This is a genomic window from Pseudonocardia kunmingensis, from assembly GCF_006716445.1.
GTDB classification, from domain to species: Bacteria; Actinomycetota; Actinomycetes; order Mycobacteriales; family Pseudonocardiaceae; genus Pseudonocardia; species Pseudonocardia kunmingensis.
In genome coordinates, this window is record NZ_VFPA01000003.1 from 468,484 (window position 1) to 485,004 (window position 16,521).

Genomic DNA, 16,521 nt, shown 5'->3' on the forward strand with positions numbered 1-16,521 from the left:
TGGACCGCCCATGCCCACCGCGCGGCCTCCGTCACCACTCGATGGGGTAGCGATCCGACTCCGCAGCGTGCTTCGATGCAGTCAATCCGAGACGACATTCATTTTCAAGACGGGGCGAGAGTGGCACAGGACATCACCGAACCCGGAAGCGAATCCGCCCGACTCCTGCCGGACCCGCGCGGCGAGGTCGCCGCACTGCTCGAGATCGACGCCGGCGAGCTCGGCGAGGACGACGACCTGTTCGAGCTGGGGCTCGACTCCCTCACCGTGATCCGCCTGGCATCGGGATGGCGACACCGCGGCTACCCGGTGTCCTTCGAGGACCTGGCGGTGGAACCGACGATCCGGAGCTGGCGGGGCGTGGTCGACGCGATCGTCGCGACCGGCCCCGCACCGCGGCCCGACGACGTGGACGTCGCCGTTCCCGGCGCCGGGACACCCTTCCCGCTGGCCCCGATGCAGCACGCCTACTGGGTCGGCCGCCAGGACGGCCAGCCCTTCGGCGGCGTCGGCTCGCACTTCTCGCTGGAGTTCGACGGCCACGACGTCGACCCGCAGCGGCTGCAGCGGGCGTTCGACGCGCTGGTGGACCGGCACCCGATGCTGCGAGTCCGGATCGGCGACGACGGCACGCAGCGGATCGGGGACGCTACGGGCCTGCCCACCGTCACGGTGCACGACCTGCGCGCGGGGACCGACGTCCCGGAACGGCTGACCGAGCTGCGGGAGCACATCACGCACCGCCGGTTCGACGTCGCGCGCGGCGAGGTCGTGGAGCTCGGCCTGACGCTGCTGCCCGGTGGCGCGACCCGGGTACACGTCGACCTGGACATGATGGCCGCGGACGCGCTCAGCATGTCCGTCCTGCTCGGGGACCTCGCCCGGTTCTACATCGGGGCGCCGCCGGAGCCCCTCGACTACGAGTTCCGCACCTTCCTCACCGAGCGGGACGCGGGGACGGCGGGCGCCGAACGGGCCGAGCGCCGCGAGCGCGACGCGCAGTGGTGGCGCGAGCGGTTGGCCGACCTGCCCGGTCCGCCGGAGCTGCCGGTGCTGCCCGGTGCCGGGCGGCCCGGCACGCCCGCCCGGATGGGCCGCCACCACCACCTGGTGTCCCCCGAGCACTCGGCCGCGCTGACGGCCGCCGCCCGGCGGCGCGGCCTGACCCCGGCTGCCGCGCTCGCCACGGCGTTCTCCGAGGTGATCGCGGCGTGGAGCGGGTCACCGCGGTTCCTGCTGAACCTCCCGCTGTTCGAGCGCGAGCCGCTGCACCCGGACGTCGAGAAGCTCGTCGGGGACTTCACCGGCTCGGTCCTGCTCGACGTCGACATGGGCGAGGAGCAGCCGCTGGTCGTCCGGGCCCGGGAGGTCCAGAGCCGGCTGCACGCCGTCGTCGGGCACGGCGCGTACGGCGGCGTGGACGTGCTGCGCGACCTCGCGCGGCGCTCCGGCGAGCCGGTGCTGGCCCCGGTCGTCCACACCAGCGCGATCGGGCTCGGCGAGATGTACGACGACGCCGTGCGCTCCGCCTTCGGTGACGCGGTCTGGGTCGGCTCGCAGAATCCGCAGGTGTGGCTCGACGCGCAGGTCCGCGAGCAGGACGGCGGGCTGCTGCTGAACTGGGACGTCCGCGAGGACGTGCTCGGCGACGTCGTCCCGGCGCAGATGTTCGCCGCCTACCGCGACCTCGTGCTCCGCCTGGCCGGCGGCGACGAGCGGGAGTGGGACGCCCCGGTCGGCGCGATGCTCCCGGACCACGCGGTGGCCGTGCGGGAGCGGGTCAACGCCACCGCGGCCGCGGGGCCCCGGCAGGCACTGCACGCCGCCTTCTTCGCCGCGGCCCGGTCCGATCCCGGACGGCCCGCCGTGCTCGGCGAGCCGGGCCGGACCGGCGACGCGCTGACCTACGGCGAGCTCGCCGACCGCGCCCTGCGGCTCGCCGCGCGGCTGGCCGGGCACGGCGTGCGCCCCGGGGACGCGGTCGCGATCAGCCTGCCCCGCGGCACCGACCAGGTCGTCGCGGTGCTCGGCACGCTGGCCGCCGGGGCCGCGTACGTTCCGATCGGCCGTGATCAGCCCCTGCGGCGGCACACCCGGATCCTCGAGCGGGCCGAACCGAAGGCGCTGCTCGCGCAGCCGGGCGCCGAGGCCGAGGTGCCGGTCCTGTCCGCGCGCGACCTCGGCGAGCAGCCCCTGCCCGGGCCGCTGCCGGTCTCCCCCGACGACGCCGCCTACGTCCTGTTCACCTCGGGCTCGACCGGCGAGCCCAAGGGCGTCGAGGTCTCGCACGCCGCCGCCGCCAACACGATCGCCGCCATCGGCGCCCGGTTCGGCGTCGGCGCGGGCGACCGCACCCTGCTGGTGTCCGCCCTGGAGTTCGACCTGTCGGTCTACGACCTGTTCGCGCCGCTGTCGGTCGGCGGCGCGGTCGTCCCCCTCGCCGACGACGAGCGGCGCGACCCCGTGCGCTGGTGGGAGCTCGTCCGCCGGCACCGGGTGAGCGTGTGGAACACGGTCCCGGTGCTGCTCGACATGCTCCTCGCCGCCGCCCCCGCCGATCCGGGCGACTCGCTGCGGCTCGTGCTGCTCGGGGGTGACTGGGTGTCCCCCGAGCTGCCCGGCCGGCTGCGTGCCGTCGTGCCGGGGGCCCGGTTCGTCGCACTGGGCGGGATGACCGAGGCCGCGATCCACTCGACCGTCCAGGAGGTGCCCGGCGCGCCGGACCCGGACTGGCGCGCGGTGCCCTGGGGCGTCCCGCTCGCCGGTGTCCGGTGTCGGGTCGTCGACGGCCGCGACCGGGACCGGCCCGACCTCGTGACCGGTGAGCTCTGGGTCGGCGGCGCGAGCGTCGCCCGCGGCTACCGCGGCGACCCCGAGCGCACGGCCGACCGCTTCGTGACCCGCGACGGCGTGCGCTGGTACCGCACCGGTGACCTCGCCCGCTACCTGCCCGACGGCACCCTCGACTTCCTCGGCCGCGCTGATCACCAGGTCAAGGTGCGCGGCCACCGCATCGAGCTCGGCGAGATCGAGTCCGTGCTGGAGACCCACCCGGCTGTGCGCCGCGCGGTCGCCGTCGTGATCGGGACGGGGTCGGGCGCCCGGCTCGCCGCCCTCGTCGAGGCCATCCCTCCGGTGTCCGCGCAGGAGCTGCGCGACCGGCAGACCGCGCTGCTGCCACCCGCGATGATCTGCGAGACCGTCCAGGTCCGCGACGCGCTCCCCCTCACCTCCAACGGCAAGCCGGACCGGGCCGCCGTCGCCCGGCTGCTCGCGGCTGCCGGTCCCGCCGTCGCCGAGGGCGAGCCGCCGCGCGGGCCGGTCGAGCAGCGCCTCGCGGGCGTCTGGGCGGAGCTGCTCGACGTGCCTGCCGTGCACCGCACCGACAGCTTCTTCACCCTCGGCGGGGACTCGCTGCTCGCCACCCGGCTGGTCACGCGCCTGGCCGCCGACGGGCTCGCGGGCGCCCGGCTCGGTGCGCTGTTCGGCTCCCCGCGGCTCGCCGACTTCGCCGCCACGCTGGAGCTCGCGGAGCCGGCGACGGTCACCCCGCAGGGCACGCGGATCGTCCCGGATCCCGCGAACCGGCACGAGCCGTTCCCCGGCACGGACGTCCAGGCCGCCTACTGGCTCGGCCGCGACCCCGCGTTCACCCTCGGCGGGGTCGGCACCTGGCAGTACGCCGAGTTCGACGGAGCAGAGGTCGACCTCCCCCGGCTGGAGCGGGCGTGGGACCGGCTCGTCGCGCGGCACGAGATGCTGCGCGCCGTGCTCGACCCGGACGGCCGGCACCGCATTCTGCGCGACGTGCCGCCCACCCGGATCGCCGTACGTGACGTGTCCGGCGACGGGGTGGGCGCCGGCGAGCGGGCCTGTGCCGAGCTGCGCGCGGAGTGCTCGCACCGGCTGCTCGACCTCACCGCCTGGCCGCTGCACGAGCTGCGCGCGGTCCGCTACGCCGGCGCCGACGGCGAGCGCCGGACCCGGCTCGCGATCGGGCTCGACTACATCCTCTTCGACGCACTGTCGATCATGACCCTGTTCACCGAGCTCGACCTCCTCTACGCCGACCCGGCGGCGCACCTCGAGCCGATCACGCTGTCGTTCCGGGACTACGTCCTGCAGGTCGCACCGGACCCGGCGGCCGTCGAGCGGGCCCAGGAGCACTGGCGGGCCCGGCTCGCCGAGCTCCCCGAACCCCCGCAGCTCCCGCTGCGGATCGACCCCGCCGACGTGGAACGCCCGCGCTTCACCCGCCGCCGCCGCGACCTGCCCGCCGACCGCTGGTCGGAGCTGGTCCGCCGCGCCAGGGCCGAAGGGCTGACCCCGTCGACGGTGCTGCTCGCGGCCTACGCCGAGGTGCTCGGCGCCTGGAGCGGGTCGTCCGCGCTGACCGTCACGCTCACCCTGTTCGACCGCAGGCCCGTCCACGACGACGTCTTCCGGGTGCTCGGCGACTTCACCTCGCTGACCCTCGCCGGGTACCGGCCCGGCCCGGGGGCCGGGTGGCTCGCGGCGGCCCGCGAGCTGCAGCGGCGTCTCGGCGAGGACCTCGACCACCGCGACGTCTCGCCGTCGTGGCTGCTGCGCGAGCTCGCCACCCGGACCGGGACGCTCGACGCCGCGGTGCCGGTGGTCTTCACCAGCGCACTCGGCGTCGGCGACCAGGAGACGCCGGTCTCGATGGACATGTCCCCGGGCTTCCCGGAACGGGTCTTCGGCATCTCGCAGTCCCCGCAGGTGAGCCTGGACAACCAGGTGCTGGAGTCCGCGTGCGGGCTGCAGGTCACCTGGGACGCCGTCGAGGAGCTGTTCCACGCGGGCGTGCTCGACGCCATGTTCGACGCCTACCACCTGCTGCTGGAGCACCTCGCGACCGCGGACTGGCACACGCCGCTGCCCGAGCTGCTGCCGCCGGCGCAGCGGGCGGTCCGCGACCGGGTCAACGCTACCGACGCCGACCTCCCGGCCGGGCTGCTGCACGCCCCCTTCTTCGACGGCGCCGCCGCGCGCCCGGACGCGCCCGCCCTCATCGCCGAGAACGTCTCGGTGACCCACGGCGAGCTCGCCGACCGTGCCCTGCGGGTGGCGGCCGGGCTGGTCGAGCGCGGCGTGCGGCCCGGCGACGCGGTGACCGTCACGCTGCCCAAGGGGCCCGAGCAGGCCGTCGCGGTGCTGGGGGTGCTCGCCGCGGGCGCCGCGTACGTACCCGTCGGGGTCGACCAGCCGCCGCGGCGGCGCGCGCAGGTGCACCAGGCCGCGCAGGCCCGCGCGGCGATCACCGACCTGGGCCCGCTGCTCGCCGCGGTGCCGCTCGCCGGACCCGTCCCCGTCTCGGCCGATGCGCCGGCCTACGTGATCTTCACGTCCGGGTCCACGGGCACCCCCAAGGGCGTGCAGGTCCGGCACAGCGCGGCGGCCAACACCGTCGCGGACGTGACCGCGCGCTTCGGGATCAGCCCGGCCGACCGGGTGCTCGGGGTGTCCGCCCTCGACTTCGACCTGTCGGTCTACGACCTGTTCGGCCTGCTCGGCGCGGGCGGGGCGGTGGTGTTCCCGGCCGAGGACGAGCGCCGCGACGCGGCCCGCTGGCGCGATCTCGCGCAGGCCCACGGGGTGACCGTGTGGAACTCGGTGCCGGTGCTGCTGGAGATGCTGCTGGTCGCGGGCCTGCCCTCGACGCTGCGGCTGGCGCTGGTGTCCGGGGACTGGGTGCCCGTCGACCTGCCGGGCCGGGCCGCGGCGGCCGGGATCCGGCTGATCGCGATGGGCGGTGCCACCGAGGGCGCGATCTGGTCCAACGCGGTCGACGCCACCGCGCTGCCCGCCGGTTGGGCGGCCGGGGGCGACGGCGGCGCCTGGGGCTCGGTGCCCTACGGCTTCCCACTGGCCAACCAGCGCTACCGCGTCGTCGGCGAGGACGGGCGGGACCGGCCGGACTGGGTGCCCGGTGAGCTGTGGATCGGCGGCCGCGGGGTCGCCGACGGCTACCGGGGCGACCCGGACCGGACCGCGGAGCGCTTCGTCACCCGCGACGGGCTGCGCTGGTACCGCACCGGCGACGTCGGCCGCTACCGCCCGGACGGGATGCTCGAGTTCCTCGGCCGCGCCGACCAGCAGGTCAAGATCGGCGGGCACCGGCTGGAGCTCGGCGAGGTCGAGACCGCGCTCGCCGAGCACCCGCGGATCGACCGCGCCGCCGTCGTCGCCGTCGGGCCGCAGCGGGCGCGCAGGCTGCACGCCTTCCTCGTCGGTGATCCGGGGACGGACCTGGACGCGTTCCTGACCGAGCGGCTCCCCACGCATGCCGTCCCTGCGCGCCGCACCGTGCTCGACGCACTCCCTCTCACCGCGAACGGCAAGGTCGACCGCGCCGGGCTCGCGGCACGGGCCGAGGCGGACGGCGCTGCGACCGGCGCGGCCCCCGACGGCGAGCTCGAGATCGGCATCGCCCGGCTGTGGGCCGAGCTGCTGGAGCTGCCCGCCGCGCCGCTGCCCGCCCGCGACGTCGCCTTCTTCGCCCTCGGCGGATCGAGCCTCACGACGTTGCGGCTGCTCGCCGCGGTGTCGGAACGGTACGGCGCCGAGATCCCCGCACGCCGCTTCCTCGCGGCCCCCACCGTGGCGGCACTCGCCGCGGACGTGCGGACCGCCATCACAAACGCAGACGAGGAGACCGGAATCGCATGAACGTCGCCGAGCTGATCGACGACCTGGAGTCCTCGGGCATCCGGTTGTGGGCCGAGGCCGACCAGATCCGGTTCCGCGCCCCCCGCGGGACGATGACCGAGGAGCGCCGGGCCCGCGTGCGCGCGCACCGCGACGAGCTCCTCGCGCACCTGTCCGGCGCCGCGACCGTCCGGGCCCAGCCCGACCCGGCCGCCCGCCACGAACCCTTCCCGCTCACCGACATCCAGGCCGCGTACCTGGTCGGGCGGGGCGCGGGCTACCCCTGGGGCGGCACCGCCTGCCACGCCTACGTGGAGCTGGAGCATGCGGGCACCGACCTCGACCCGGACCGCCTCGCCGCCGCCTGGGCGGCCCTGGTCGACCGGCACGACATGCTGCGCGCGGTCGTACACCCCGACGGCGTGGCCCAGGTCCGGGAGACCGGGGAGGCCACGGTCGTCGTCCACGATCTGCGCGGGGCCGCACCCGCCGACGTCGAGGCCGCGCTGGAGGCCACCCGCGCCGAGCTCGACCACCGCGTCGGCGACCCGGCGGCCCTGCCGCTGTGCCTGCTCCGGCTGACCCGATGTCCCGACCGGACGGTCCTGCACCTGTCGGTCGACCTGCTCGTCGTGGACTTCACGAGCCTGCAGCTGCTGCTCGCCGAGCTGGCCGCGGGGTACGCCGGGACCGCGGATCCCGAGCCGCTCGGCCTCACGTTCCGCGACTACGTCCTCGCCTGCCGCGGGCTCGCCGAGAGCCCGCAGGCCGAGCGCGACCGGGCCTACTGGCGCGGCCGTGAGCTCCCACCCGCCCCCGAGCTGCCCGTGACCGGCGACGGGACCGAGCGGCCCGTCCGGTTCACCCGTCGGGAGCTCGTCCTCGACGCCGCCGACTGGGCCCGGCTGCGCGAGCGCGCCACCGCGCACGGGGTCACCCCGTCCGGCGCACTGCTCACCGCCTACGCCGAGGTCGTCGGCCGATGGAGCCGCCACCCCCGCTTCACCCTCACGGTGCCGACGTTCACCCGGCACCCGGTCCACCCCGACGTCGACCGGCTGGTCGGCGACTTCACCGCCGTCGAGCTGCTGGAGGTGGACCTCACCGAGGCGCTGCCCTTCGCCGGGCGCGCCCGCGAGCTCGGCGCCCGGCTGCTGGAGGACCTGGCGCACCCGCTGCACACCGGCAGCGAGGTCCTCGCCGAGATGACCCGCGCCGCGGGCGCGAGCGCAGGCGGGCTGCTCATGCCGGTCGTGTTCACCAGCGCCCTCGACCAGGCTCCGTCCGGCCCCGAGCCCGGCGGGTTCCGGGTGAGCCGGGCGATCACCCAGACCCCGCAGGTGTGGATCGACTGCCAGGTCCTGCCCCTCGCCGAGGACGCATCGCCGGTTCAGGAAAGCCACGTTGCTGTCCCCCAGGTTCAGGAAAGTGGCTTTCCTGAACCTCCCGGGGGCGGCGGCGTCGTCGTCAGCTGGGACTGCCGCGAGGGCGTATTCCCCGGCGGCCTGCTCGACGACGCGTTCGAGGCCTTCGCCGACGTCGTCACCCGGCTGGTCGATCCGGGGTCCGACGCCCTCTGGGGCGACGACGACCCGGTCCGGCTGCCCGCGGGCCAGGCGGCCGTCCGGGAGCGGATCGACGCGACCGCGGCCCCGGTGCCGCCCGGCCTGCTGCACGAGCCCGTGCTCGCCCGCGCCGCCACCCACCCCGACGACGTCGCCGTCGTCGACGTCACGGGCCCGACGACCTACGGGGAGCTCGCCGCACGGGCGTCCGCGGTCGCCGCGCTGCTGCACGCCCGCGACGTCGAGCCCGGTGAGCTCGTGGCCGTCCTGATGGACAAGGGGGTCGAGCAGGTGGTGGGCGTCCTCGGCGTCCTGCTGGCCGGCGGGGCCTACCTCCCCATCGAGCCGAACCAGCCCGCGGCGCGGCGCAACACGATCGTCGAGGACGGCGGGGTGCGGGTGGCGCTGACCCAGTCCTGGCTGGTCGACGCCGTGCACGACGGCTCGCCGGGGCTGAGCCTCGTCGCCGTCGACGCGCTGCCCGCCGGCGGTGGAGGCACCCCGGAACCGGTGGCGACGGCGCCGGGCGACCTCGCCTACGTCATCTACACCTCCGGGTCCACGGGGAGCCCGAAGGGCGTGATGATCAGCCACGAGGCCGCGCTGAACACCGTCGTCGACGTGACCGCGCGCTTCGGGGTCGGGCCCGCGGACCGGGTGCTCGGGCTCGCCGCGCTCGGCTTCGACCTGTCGGTGTACGACGTGTTCGGCACGCTCGCCGCGGGCGGCACCCTGGTGCTGCCGGACCCGGCGCGTCGCGGCGACCCGTCGCACTGGGCCGAGCTGGTCGCCGAGCACGGCGTCACGGTCTGGAACTCGGTGCCGGGGCAGCTGCAGATGCTGCACGACCACCTGCCTCCGGGCGCGGGCGCGGGGCTCGCCTCGCTGCGGGTGGCGATGCTGTCCGGCGACTGGATCCCCGTCACGCTGCCGGACCAGGTCCGCGCGCTGGTGCCGGGCCTGGAGGTGCACAGCCTGGGCGGCGCCACCGAGGGCGCGATCTGGTCGATCCACCACCCGGTGGGCGAGGTCGACCCGGCCTGGCCGAGCATCCCGTACGGCACGCCGATGGCCAACCAGACGCTGCGCGCACTCGACCACCGGCTCCGCCCCTGCCCGGACTGGGTGGTGGGCGAGCTGTACATCGGCGGCAGCGGCGTGGCGCTCGGCTACCGGGGCGACCCGGAACGGACGGCCGCGCGGTTCGGGGTGCACCCGCGCACCGGCGAGCGGATCTACCGCACCGGCGACCTGGGTCGCCACATCGGCGCCGGGGACGCCCGCGGCCAGGGCGTGCTGGAGTTCCTCGGCCGGGAGGACACCCAGGTCAAGATCCGGGGCTACCGGATCGAGCTGGCCGAGGTCGAGGCCGCGCTGCACACCCACGACTATGTCGCGACCGCCGCCGTGCTCGTCGACAGCGACACCTTCTCCGGCCACCGCCTCGCCGCGTTCGTGGCTCCCGCACGGATCACCCCGCCGGCCCCGGACACCCGCCCCGCCGACGCCGCCCGGGCGGCCGGGGAGCCACTGGCGGAGGAGCGCGCGCAGCGGCTCCGCACGTTCACCGCCGACCTCGACGAGGCCGCGCTCGACGCGATGGCCGCCACCCTGCGGGCGGCGCTCGCCGACGGCCCGCGCACGGCGGAACAGGTCTGCGCGGCGGTCGGTGCCCTGCCCCGGCACCACCGGATCGTCCGTCGGTGGCTCCGGGCGCTCGTCGCGGCGGGCCGGCTCACGCGCACGCCGGACGGCGTCTACACCGGCCTGTCCGAATCCGGTCCCCCGCGCTGGGACGACCTCGTCGCGGCCGAACGCGCGCTCGGCTGGAGCGCCGACCTGCTCGACCACGTGCGCGCCTGCGCCGCAACGCTGCCGGCGCTGCTCGACGGCTCGGTCCCGGTCGCCGGGCTGCTGTTCCCGGGCGCCCCGGCCGACGCGGTGCGCGCGGCCTACCGGGACAACCTCGCCGTCCGCGGGCTCCACACCGCCGCCGCCGCGGCCGTGGCGGAGCTCGCCCGCACCCGTGGCCCACTGCGCGTCCTGGAGATCGGCGCGGGCGTCGGCGGCACGACCGCCGAACTGGTGCCCGCACTGGCCGGGCTCGACGTCGAGTACCTGGTCACCGACCCGTCGCCGTTCTTCGTCGCCGAGGCGAGGGAGCGGTTCGCCGACCACCCGTGGGTGCGGCACGCCCGCCTCGACCACGACGGCGACCTGCGCGCGCAGGGGATGGCGCCGCACGGCGTCGACGTGATCGTCGCCGGGAACGCGCTGCACCGCTGCACCGACCTGCCCGCGGTGCTCGGCCGGCTCACCGAGCTGCTCACGCCCGGCGGCCGGCTCGTGCTCGTCGAGCAGACCCGGGACGACTCGCCCGCGCTGATGATCTCGATGGAGTTCCTGGAGGCGCTCGCCGGCGAGCCGGTGGACGGGCGCCACGCGACCGACGGCGTGTTCGTCGACGCCGACGGCTGGACGGCGCTCCTCGACGCCGCGGGGGCCCGCACCGAGCTCGTCCTCCCCGAGCCCGGCACCGCGCTGGCCGGCCTGGGCCAGCGCCTGGTGAGCGCGGTCGTCAAGGAGGACCGCGCCCGCGCCGACATCGGCGTGCTGACCCGGCACCTCGCCGACCGGCTGCCCGAGTACATGATCCCGGCGCACTGGCAGGTGCTCGACGCGCTGCCGCACACCGCCAACGGCAAGGTCGACCGCGCCGCGCTGCACGCGCTGCTGCCCTCGGGAGAGACCGGCGAGCCGGTCACCGGCTCCGGCGAACCCCGCGACGACCGGGAGCGGGAGCTCGCCACGCTGTGGGCCGAGCTGCTCGACCGCGACCGGGTCGGGCGCGACGAGGACTTCTTCGCCCTCGGTGGGGACTCGCTGCTGGTCGCCCGGCTCGTCGGCAGGCTCCGCGAGAGCGAGCCCGCGCTCGTCGAGATCGAGTGGGACGTGGTGCTGCGCCACCTGCTGCACCGCCCGACCGTCGCCGGGCTCGCCGAGTACCTGGCCGGGATCGACGGCGCCGGTTCCCCTGCCACGGAGCCGGCCGGGCCGGTCAGTCCGGTGGTCCCGCTCAACGGGCCGGACGCCGCGGAGGTCACGACGGTGCTCGTGCACGCGGGCGTCGGGACGATCATGCCGTACCGGGCGCTGGTCACCGAGATCCGCAGGCGCGCCGCGGGGAAGGGCAGGCTGGTCGGGATCGAGGTCCCGGACCTGGACGCCTTCCTCGACGCCGAGCCGGCCGGGCTGATCGAGCGGATGGCCGCCGAGTACGCCCGCGCGCTACTCGAGACCGGCGACCGCCGCTTCCACGTCGTCGGCTACTGCCTCGGCGGGCTCGTCGCCACGGAGGTCGCCCGCACGCTGACCGAGGCGGGCGCGGACGTCGGGTCGTTCACCGCCATCAGCAGCCACGCGCCCGCGTTCCGGCTCGAGGACGAGCTGCTCTCGGAGTACTCGTTCGCCGTGATGATGGGCATCGACGCGGTGTCGCTCGGCTTCCCCGCCGACGCGCAGCTGTTCACCGCCGCGGCCCAGGAGGTGCTCGCACACTCCCCCGGCGTGATGCCGGACGGCGCGATCGCCGCCCTGGGCGGGGAGTACGAGGAGGTCTCGGCCTGCTTCCGACACCTCGCCGGGGTGCCGCGGGCGCAGCGGGTGAGCCGGATGTGCGACGCGGTCCCGCCGTCGGTCGGCACCTTCACCCCGGCCCAGCTGCTGCGCATGTTCCGCACGTTCCGCCAGAGCGTCTTCGCGATCACGCGCTACCGGGCCGATCCCTACGCGGGCGATGTCGCCTTCCTCCGGCACGCGGGTCCGTACCCGTTCCCGGGGAGCCGCAGCAGCGTCACCCGGTACTGGGAGGAGCTGACGTTGGGCGACCTCACCGTCACCGACATCGGCGGCGACCACTTCACCTGCCTCGGCGACGACCACGTGCCCTCGATCCTCGGGCACCTGGTCGACCTGACCGGCGGGGAGGTGCTCGCGTGACGGCGCCCGTGCTCGCGGTCCTCGGCGCGAGCGGGGCCGTGGGTTCCGCGGCCGCCCGGGCGCTGGCCGCAGGCCACCGGCTGCGGCTGGGTGGGCGGCGGGAGGCGCCGCTGGGCGCGCTGGCGGAGTCGCTGGGGGCCGAAGTGCACCCGCTGGACCTCGACGACGACCGCGCCCTCGACGCGTTCTGTGCCGGCGCCGACGTCGTGCTGCACTGCGCCGCCCCGGCGTTCGCAATCGGCGACCGGGTGGCGCGGGCCGCGGGCCGGGCGCGCGCCGGCTACGTCGACGTCTCCGGGGACGCCCTGCTGCACGATCAGCTGGGGGCCGCCGCCGGGGTGGCCGTGCTCGGGGCGGGCGTCGTCCCGGGACTGTCCTCGCTGCTGCCCCGGTACGTCCTGGACGCGGCCCGGGCCGCCGGGGTCGAGGCGGACCGGCTCACCGTCCACACCGGAGGGGTGGAGCCGTGCACCCCCGGCGTGGCCCGGGACATGCTGCTCTCCCTCGGCACCGGCGGCCCGGACGGCGCCTACGGCGAGCCGCTCGCCGCCTGGCGGACCGACCGGGTGGTCCCGCGCGAGCTGCGCAGCGAGGAGGACGCCGAGGCACCCTTCTTCCCCGGCCGCGTGGCGCTGCAGCCGTTCCTCGCGGCCGAGGCGCAGCGCCTCGCCCGTGACACCTCGCTCGCGGAGCTGGACTGGTACAACGTCCACCCCGGACCGCACGTGCGCGCGGCGATGCGCCGGCTGCGCGGGCTCGACGAGGAACGGGCGGGCGCCGAGCTGATCCGCGCCGCCGACCTGGACCTGGCCGGCCGCACGCCCTACCACCTGATGGTCGTCACCGCGCTCGACGAGGCGGGCGCCGGGCGCACGGCGGTCCTGCGCAGCCGGGACAGCTACGCCCTCACCGGGTTCGTGGCGGCGCTGGCCGCCGAGGCCGTGGCCCGGGGCCGGGTCCGGCCCGGCACGCACTACGCGTGCGACGTGCTGGACCCGGCGGAGACGCTGCGGCGCATCCGGGCCTCTGAGGTGTCCCGGCTGACCGAGCTCGTGCACGACGGGTCGCCCGCCGACTCGCTCGTGGAGGAGGGGGCACTGTGAATCGGCCGTGGCGAGTCGTGGTGGCGGGCACGAACTTCGGCCGGGTGCACGCCCGCGGCGTGCGTTCCGCGCCGGCGGAGTTCACCCTCGCCGGCGTCCTCTCCCGCGGCAGCGACCGCTCGGCCCGCGAGGCGGCGGCGCTGCGCGTCCCGCACCTCACCTGCGCCGACGAGGTGCCCGGCGACGTCGACGCCGTCTGCGTCGCGGTCGGCTCGGCGGTCTCCGGCGGGCGCGGCACCGAGCTGGCCTGCGCGCTGCTCGAACGCGGGATCGCCGTCCTCGCCGAGCACCCGATGCACCCCGACGAGCTGACGCAGTGCCTGCGGACCGCGCGCCGGCACCGCACCGGTTTCCGGCTCACCACCCACTACCCGCACGTGCGGCCGGTCCGGACGTTCCTCGACGCCGCCAGCCGGCTGCGGGCGCGCCAGGCACCGCTGTTCGTCGACGCCGCGACCCCCGTCCACGTCCTGCAGCCCTTCCTCGACGTCCTCGGGCGCGCGCTGGGCGGGGTGCGGCCGTGGGCGTTCGGCGACCCGGCCCCGGAGGATCCCGAGCTGACGGCGCTGACCGGCCGCGACGCGCCGCTGCGGACACTGCAGGCCGTCGTCGCGGGGGTACCGGTCACCCTGCGGGTGCACAACGAGCTGCATCCGGGCGACCGGGACAACCACGCCCTGCTCTGGCACCGGATCGCCATCGGCACCGAGGGCGGCGTCCTGACCCTCGCGGACACCCATGGCCCGGTGCTGTGGAGCCCCCGCTTCCACAGCACCCGCGACGCCGACCACCGGCTCGTCCTCGACGGGCCCGGGCTCGCGCACCCGAGCACCTCGGTCGCCGCGCCCGCCGGGACGCTCGCCGAGGCGGTCGCGACCCTGTGGCCGGACGCGGTGGTTCACGCGCTACGCGGCCTGCGCACGGCCGTCGAGCAGGGCGTCGACCCGTTGCGGGACGGGCAGCGCGACCTCACCGTCGCCCGGATGTGGACCGACCTGGTCACCCGGCTCGGCCCGCCGCGCAGCATCCGGCCGGCGCCGCCGGAGGTGCTGGGTGCCTCCGAGGTGCTGGGTGCCTCCGACGTGCCGGGTGCCTCCGACGTGCCGGACGCCCCCGACATACCGGAAGCCCTCGACGCGCCGGACGCCGCCGAGCTGCCGAACGCCGCCGCGGTGCAGGGCACCTCCGGGGCGCGCTCCCCGAGCCCCGCGCCGGCAGGTGGCCACGGTGCCTACGGCGCCACCGCCGAGTTCTACGAGCTCGCCGCCGCAGGCTCGCCGGAGGTCGCGCAGGCCCTGGCAGGCGTCGACCCGCACGCGGGCACGGTCGTGGAGATCGGGGCGGGCAGCGGGCTGGTGACCGCGGCGATCGCGGCGGCCCTGCCCGGAGCCAGGATCCTCGCCGCGGAGCCCTCGACCGTGCTGCGCTCGGTGCTGACCAGCCGCGTCGTCCGGGATCCCGACCTGCGCGAGCGCGTCACGGTACGCCCGGACACCGCGCAGGAGCTGGCGCTGCCGGAGCGGATCTCGGCGGCGGTGCTCTGCGGTGTCGCGGGGCACCTCGACCATGCCGAGCGGGCGGACCTGTGGCGGCGGCTCACCGAGCGGATGCTGCCCGGGGCGCCGCTGGTGGTCGAGCTGATGGCGGTGCACCGGCCGGTCGCGATGCCGCGGACCCGGCTCGCGACCCGCCGCGTCGGCGGGCAGGACTACGAGTGGTGGTTCGCGGCCCGCCCCGGCGCGGGCGAGGGCGATCCGCTGGTGCTGCACAGCACCTGGCGGGTGCTCGACGCCACGGGCTCCACCGTGCGCGAGGAGACCGAGACCCACCGCTGGCACGCCTTCGGGCTCGAGCGGGTGGCCGCGGAGACCGGGTGGGAGCTCCGGGCCCTGCGCGGCGGGCCCGGAGCCAACTCGGCTCCCTTGGGGGTGTTCACCCGGGCCAGCTGACCCGCATCTCCTCCACCCCGAAGGTGGCGGACTCGTGCTTGAAGTCGACGTCGGCGATCCCGCCGACGAGCGACAGTTCCGGAATGCGCCGGAAAAGCGATTCCAGGGCGACCCCGATCTCCATCCTGGCGAGCGTCGCACCGAAACAGGAATGGCCACCGTGACCGAAGGAGAGGTGTGCCGGCCCCGCCCTGTCGAGATCGATCTCGCGGGGCCGGGGGAACGCATCGGGGTCGTGGTTGGCCGCACCGAGCAGCCCGATCACGCCCTCGCCGGCACCGATCGTGGTGCCCGAGAACGTCCGTTGCTCGGTGAGCACCCGCAGTGCGAGCGAGTCGCCCACCGACAGCACCCGCAGCAGCTCGTCGACCGCGGCCGGCCACCGGTCGGGCCGCCGCTCCAGCTCCGCGCGCAGCGCCGCGTGCTCCAGCAGGTACAGCGCGCCGAGGGTGATCATGCTCGTGGTCGTCTCCCGCCCGGCGATGATCGTCATCGCGAGCGCGGACACCAGCTCCTGCTCGGTGACGGTGCCCGCGGGCAGGTGCTCGCCCGCCAACCGGCTCACCAGGTCGTCGCCCGGGGTGCGGCGCTTGGCCTCCACGAGGCCCCCCAGGAGCGAGAACAGCTGCCCCAGGGCGGCTCCCACCTGCTCGGACGTGCTCAGGCGCGAGCCCGACACCCGGGTGACGTCCCGGAAGAACTCGACGTCGTCGGCGGGCACGCCGAGCAGCGCGCAGACGACCGTGGTGGTGACCGCGTTGGCGTAGTGCGGCACCAGGTCGACCGGCCGCCCGAGGGAGTGCAGGTCGTCCACCAGCCCGTCGACGAGCTTCTCGACCGTGGGCCGCAGGGCCTGGACGCGGCGCGGGGTGAACTCCCCCACGAACAGCTTCCGGAAGCGCGTGTGCCGCGGCGGGTCGGTGCGGATGAACGGCCGGGTCCGGATCCCGGCCTCCTGCTCGCCGGCCCCCATCGCGGGGAAGTTCGGCCTGCGGATGTCCGACGACGCGGCGGGATCGGCCAGCAGGGCCCGCACGTCGGCGTAGCGGGTCAGGACCCAGGCGGGACGGCCGGTCGGCAGGCGAACCCGCAGCACCGGCGTCTGCGCACGGATCCGGTCGTAGGCGGCGGGCGGGAAGAACGGCTCGTCACGCCGGATCGGAAAATCCGGGAGCACCTCGGAAGTCACACCCCACCGTAGAACGGCCGGACCACGCATTTCCAGACCGTTGCCGC

At 76.1% G+C, this 16,521-nt stretch carries 5 protein-coding genes; 4 read left to right on the forward strand and 1 reads right to left on the reverse strand.

From position 1 onward, the window contains the following. The first annotated feature begins 120 nt into the window (after positions 1-120). Genes FB558_RS25125 through FB558_RS25140 form a run of 4 tightly spaced genes read left to right on the forward strand, consistent with a single transcriptional unit; the run spans position 121 to position 15,285 of the window. Positions 121-6,690 carry a non-ribosomal peptide synthetase gene (locus tag FB558_RS25125; protein ID WP_246106733.1) on the forward strand — a complete coding sequence of 2,190 codons (6,570 nt, stop codon included), beginning with the start codon at positions 121-123 and terminating at the stop codon, positions 6,688-6,690. After that, positions 6,687-12,233 carry a non-ribosomal peptide synthetase gene (locus FB558_RS25130; RefSeq protein WP_142057451.1) on the forward strand — a complete coding sequence of 1,849 codons (5,547 nt, stop codon included), beginning with the start codon at positions 6,687-6,689 and terminating at the stop codon, positions 12,231-12,233. Before FB558_RS25125 ends, FB558_RS25130 begins: the two co-directional genes overlap by 4 nt. Beyond that, positions 12,230-13,336: a saccharopine dehydrogenase NADP-binding domain-containing protein gene (locus FB558_RS25135; RefSeq protein WP_142057453.1), complete on the forward strand. Its 1,107-nt coding sequence runs from the start codon at positions 12,230-12,232 to the stop codon at positions 13,334-13,336. Before FB558_RS25130 ends, FB558_RS25135 begins: the two co-directional genes overlap by 4 nt. After that, on the forward strand, positions 13,333-15,285 hold the full coding sequence (locus FB558_RS25140; protein WP_142057455.1) for a Gfo/Idh/MocA family oxidoreductase: 1,953 nt from the start codon (positions 13,333-13,335) through the stop codon (positions 15,283-15,285). Before FB558_RS25135 ends, FB558_RS25140 begins: the two co-directional genes overlap by 4 nt. On the opposite strand, the gene FB558_RS25145 is transcribed toward FB558_RS25140, so the two are convergent. Further along, complete coding sequence (locus tag FB558_RS25145; RefSeq protein ID WP_246106734.1) at positions 15,269-16,474, reverse strand: cytochrome P450; 1,206 nt, start codon at positions 16,472-16,474, stop codon at positions 15,269-15,271. The two genes, FB558_RS25140 and FB558_RS25145, sit on opposite strands and share 17 nt — an antisense overlap. Positions 16,475-16,521: the final 47 nt, after the last annotated feature.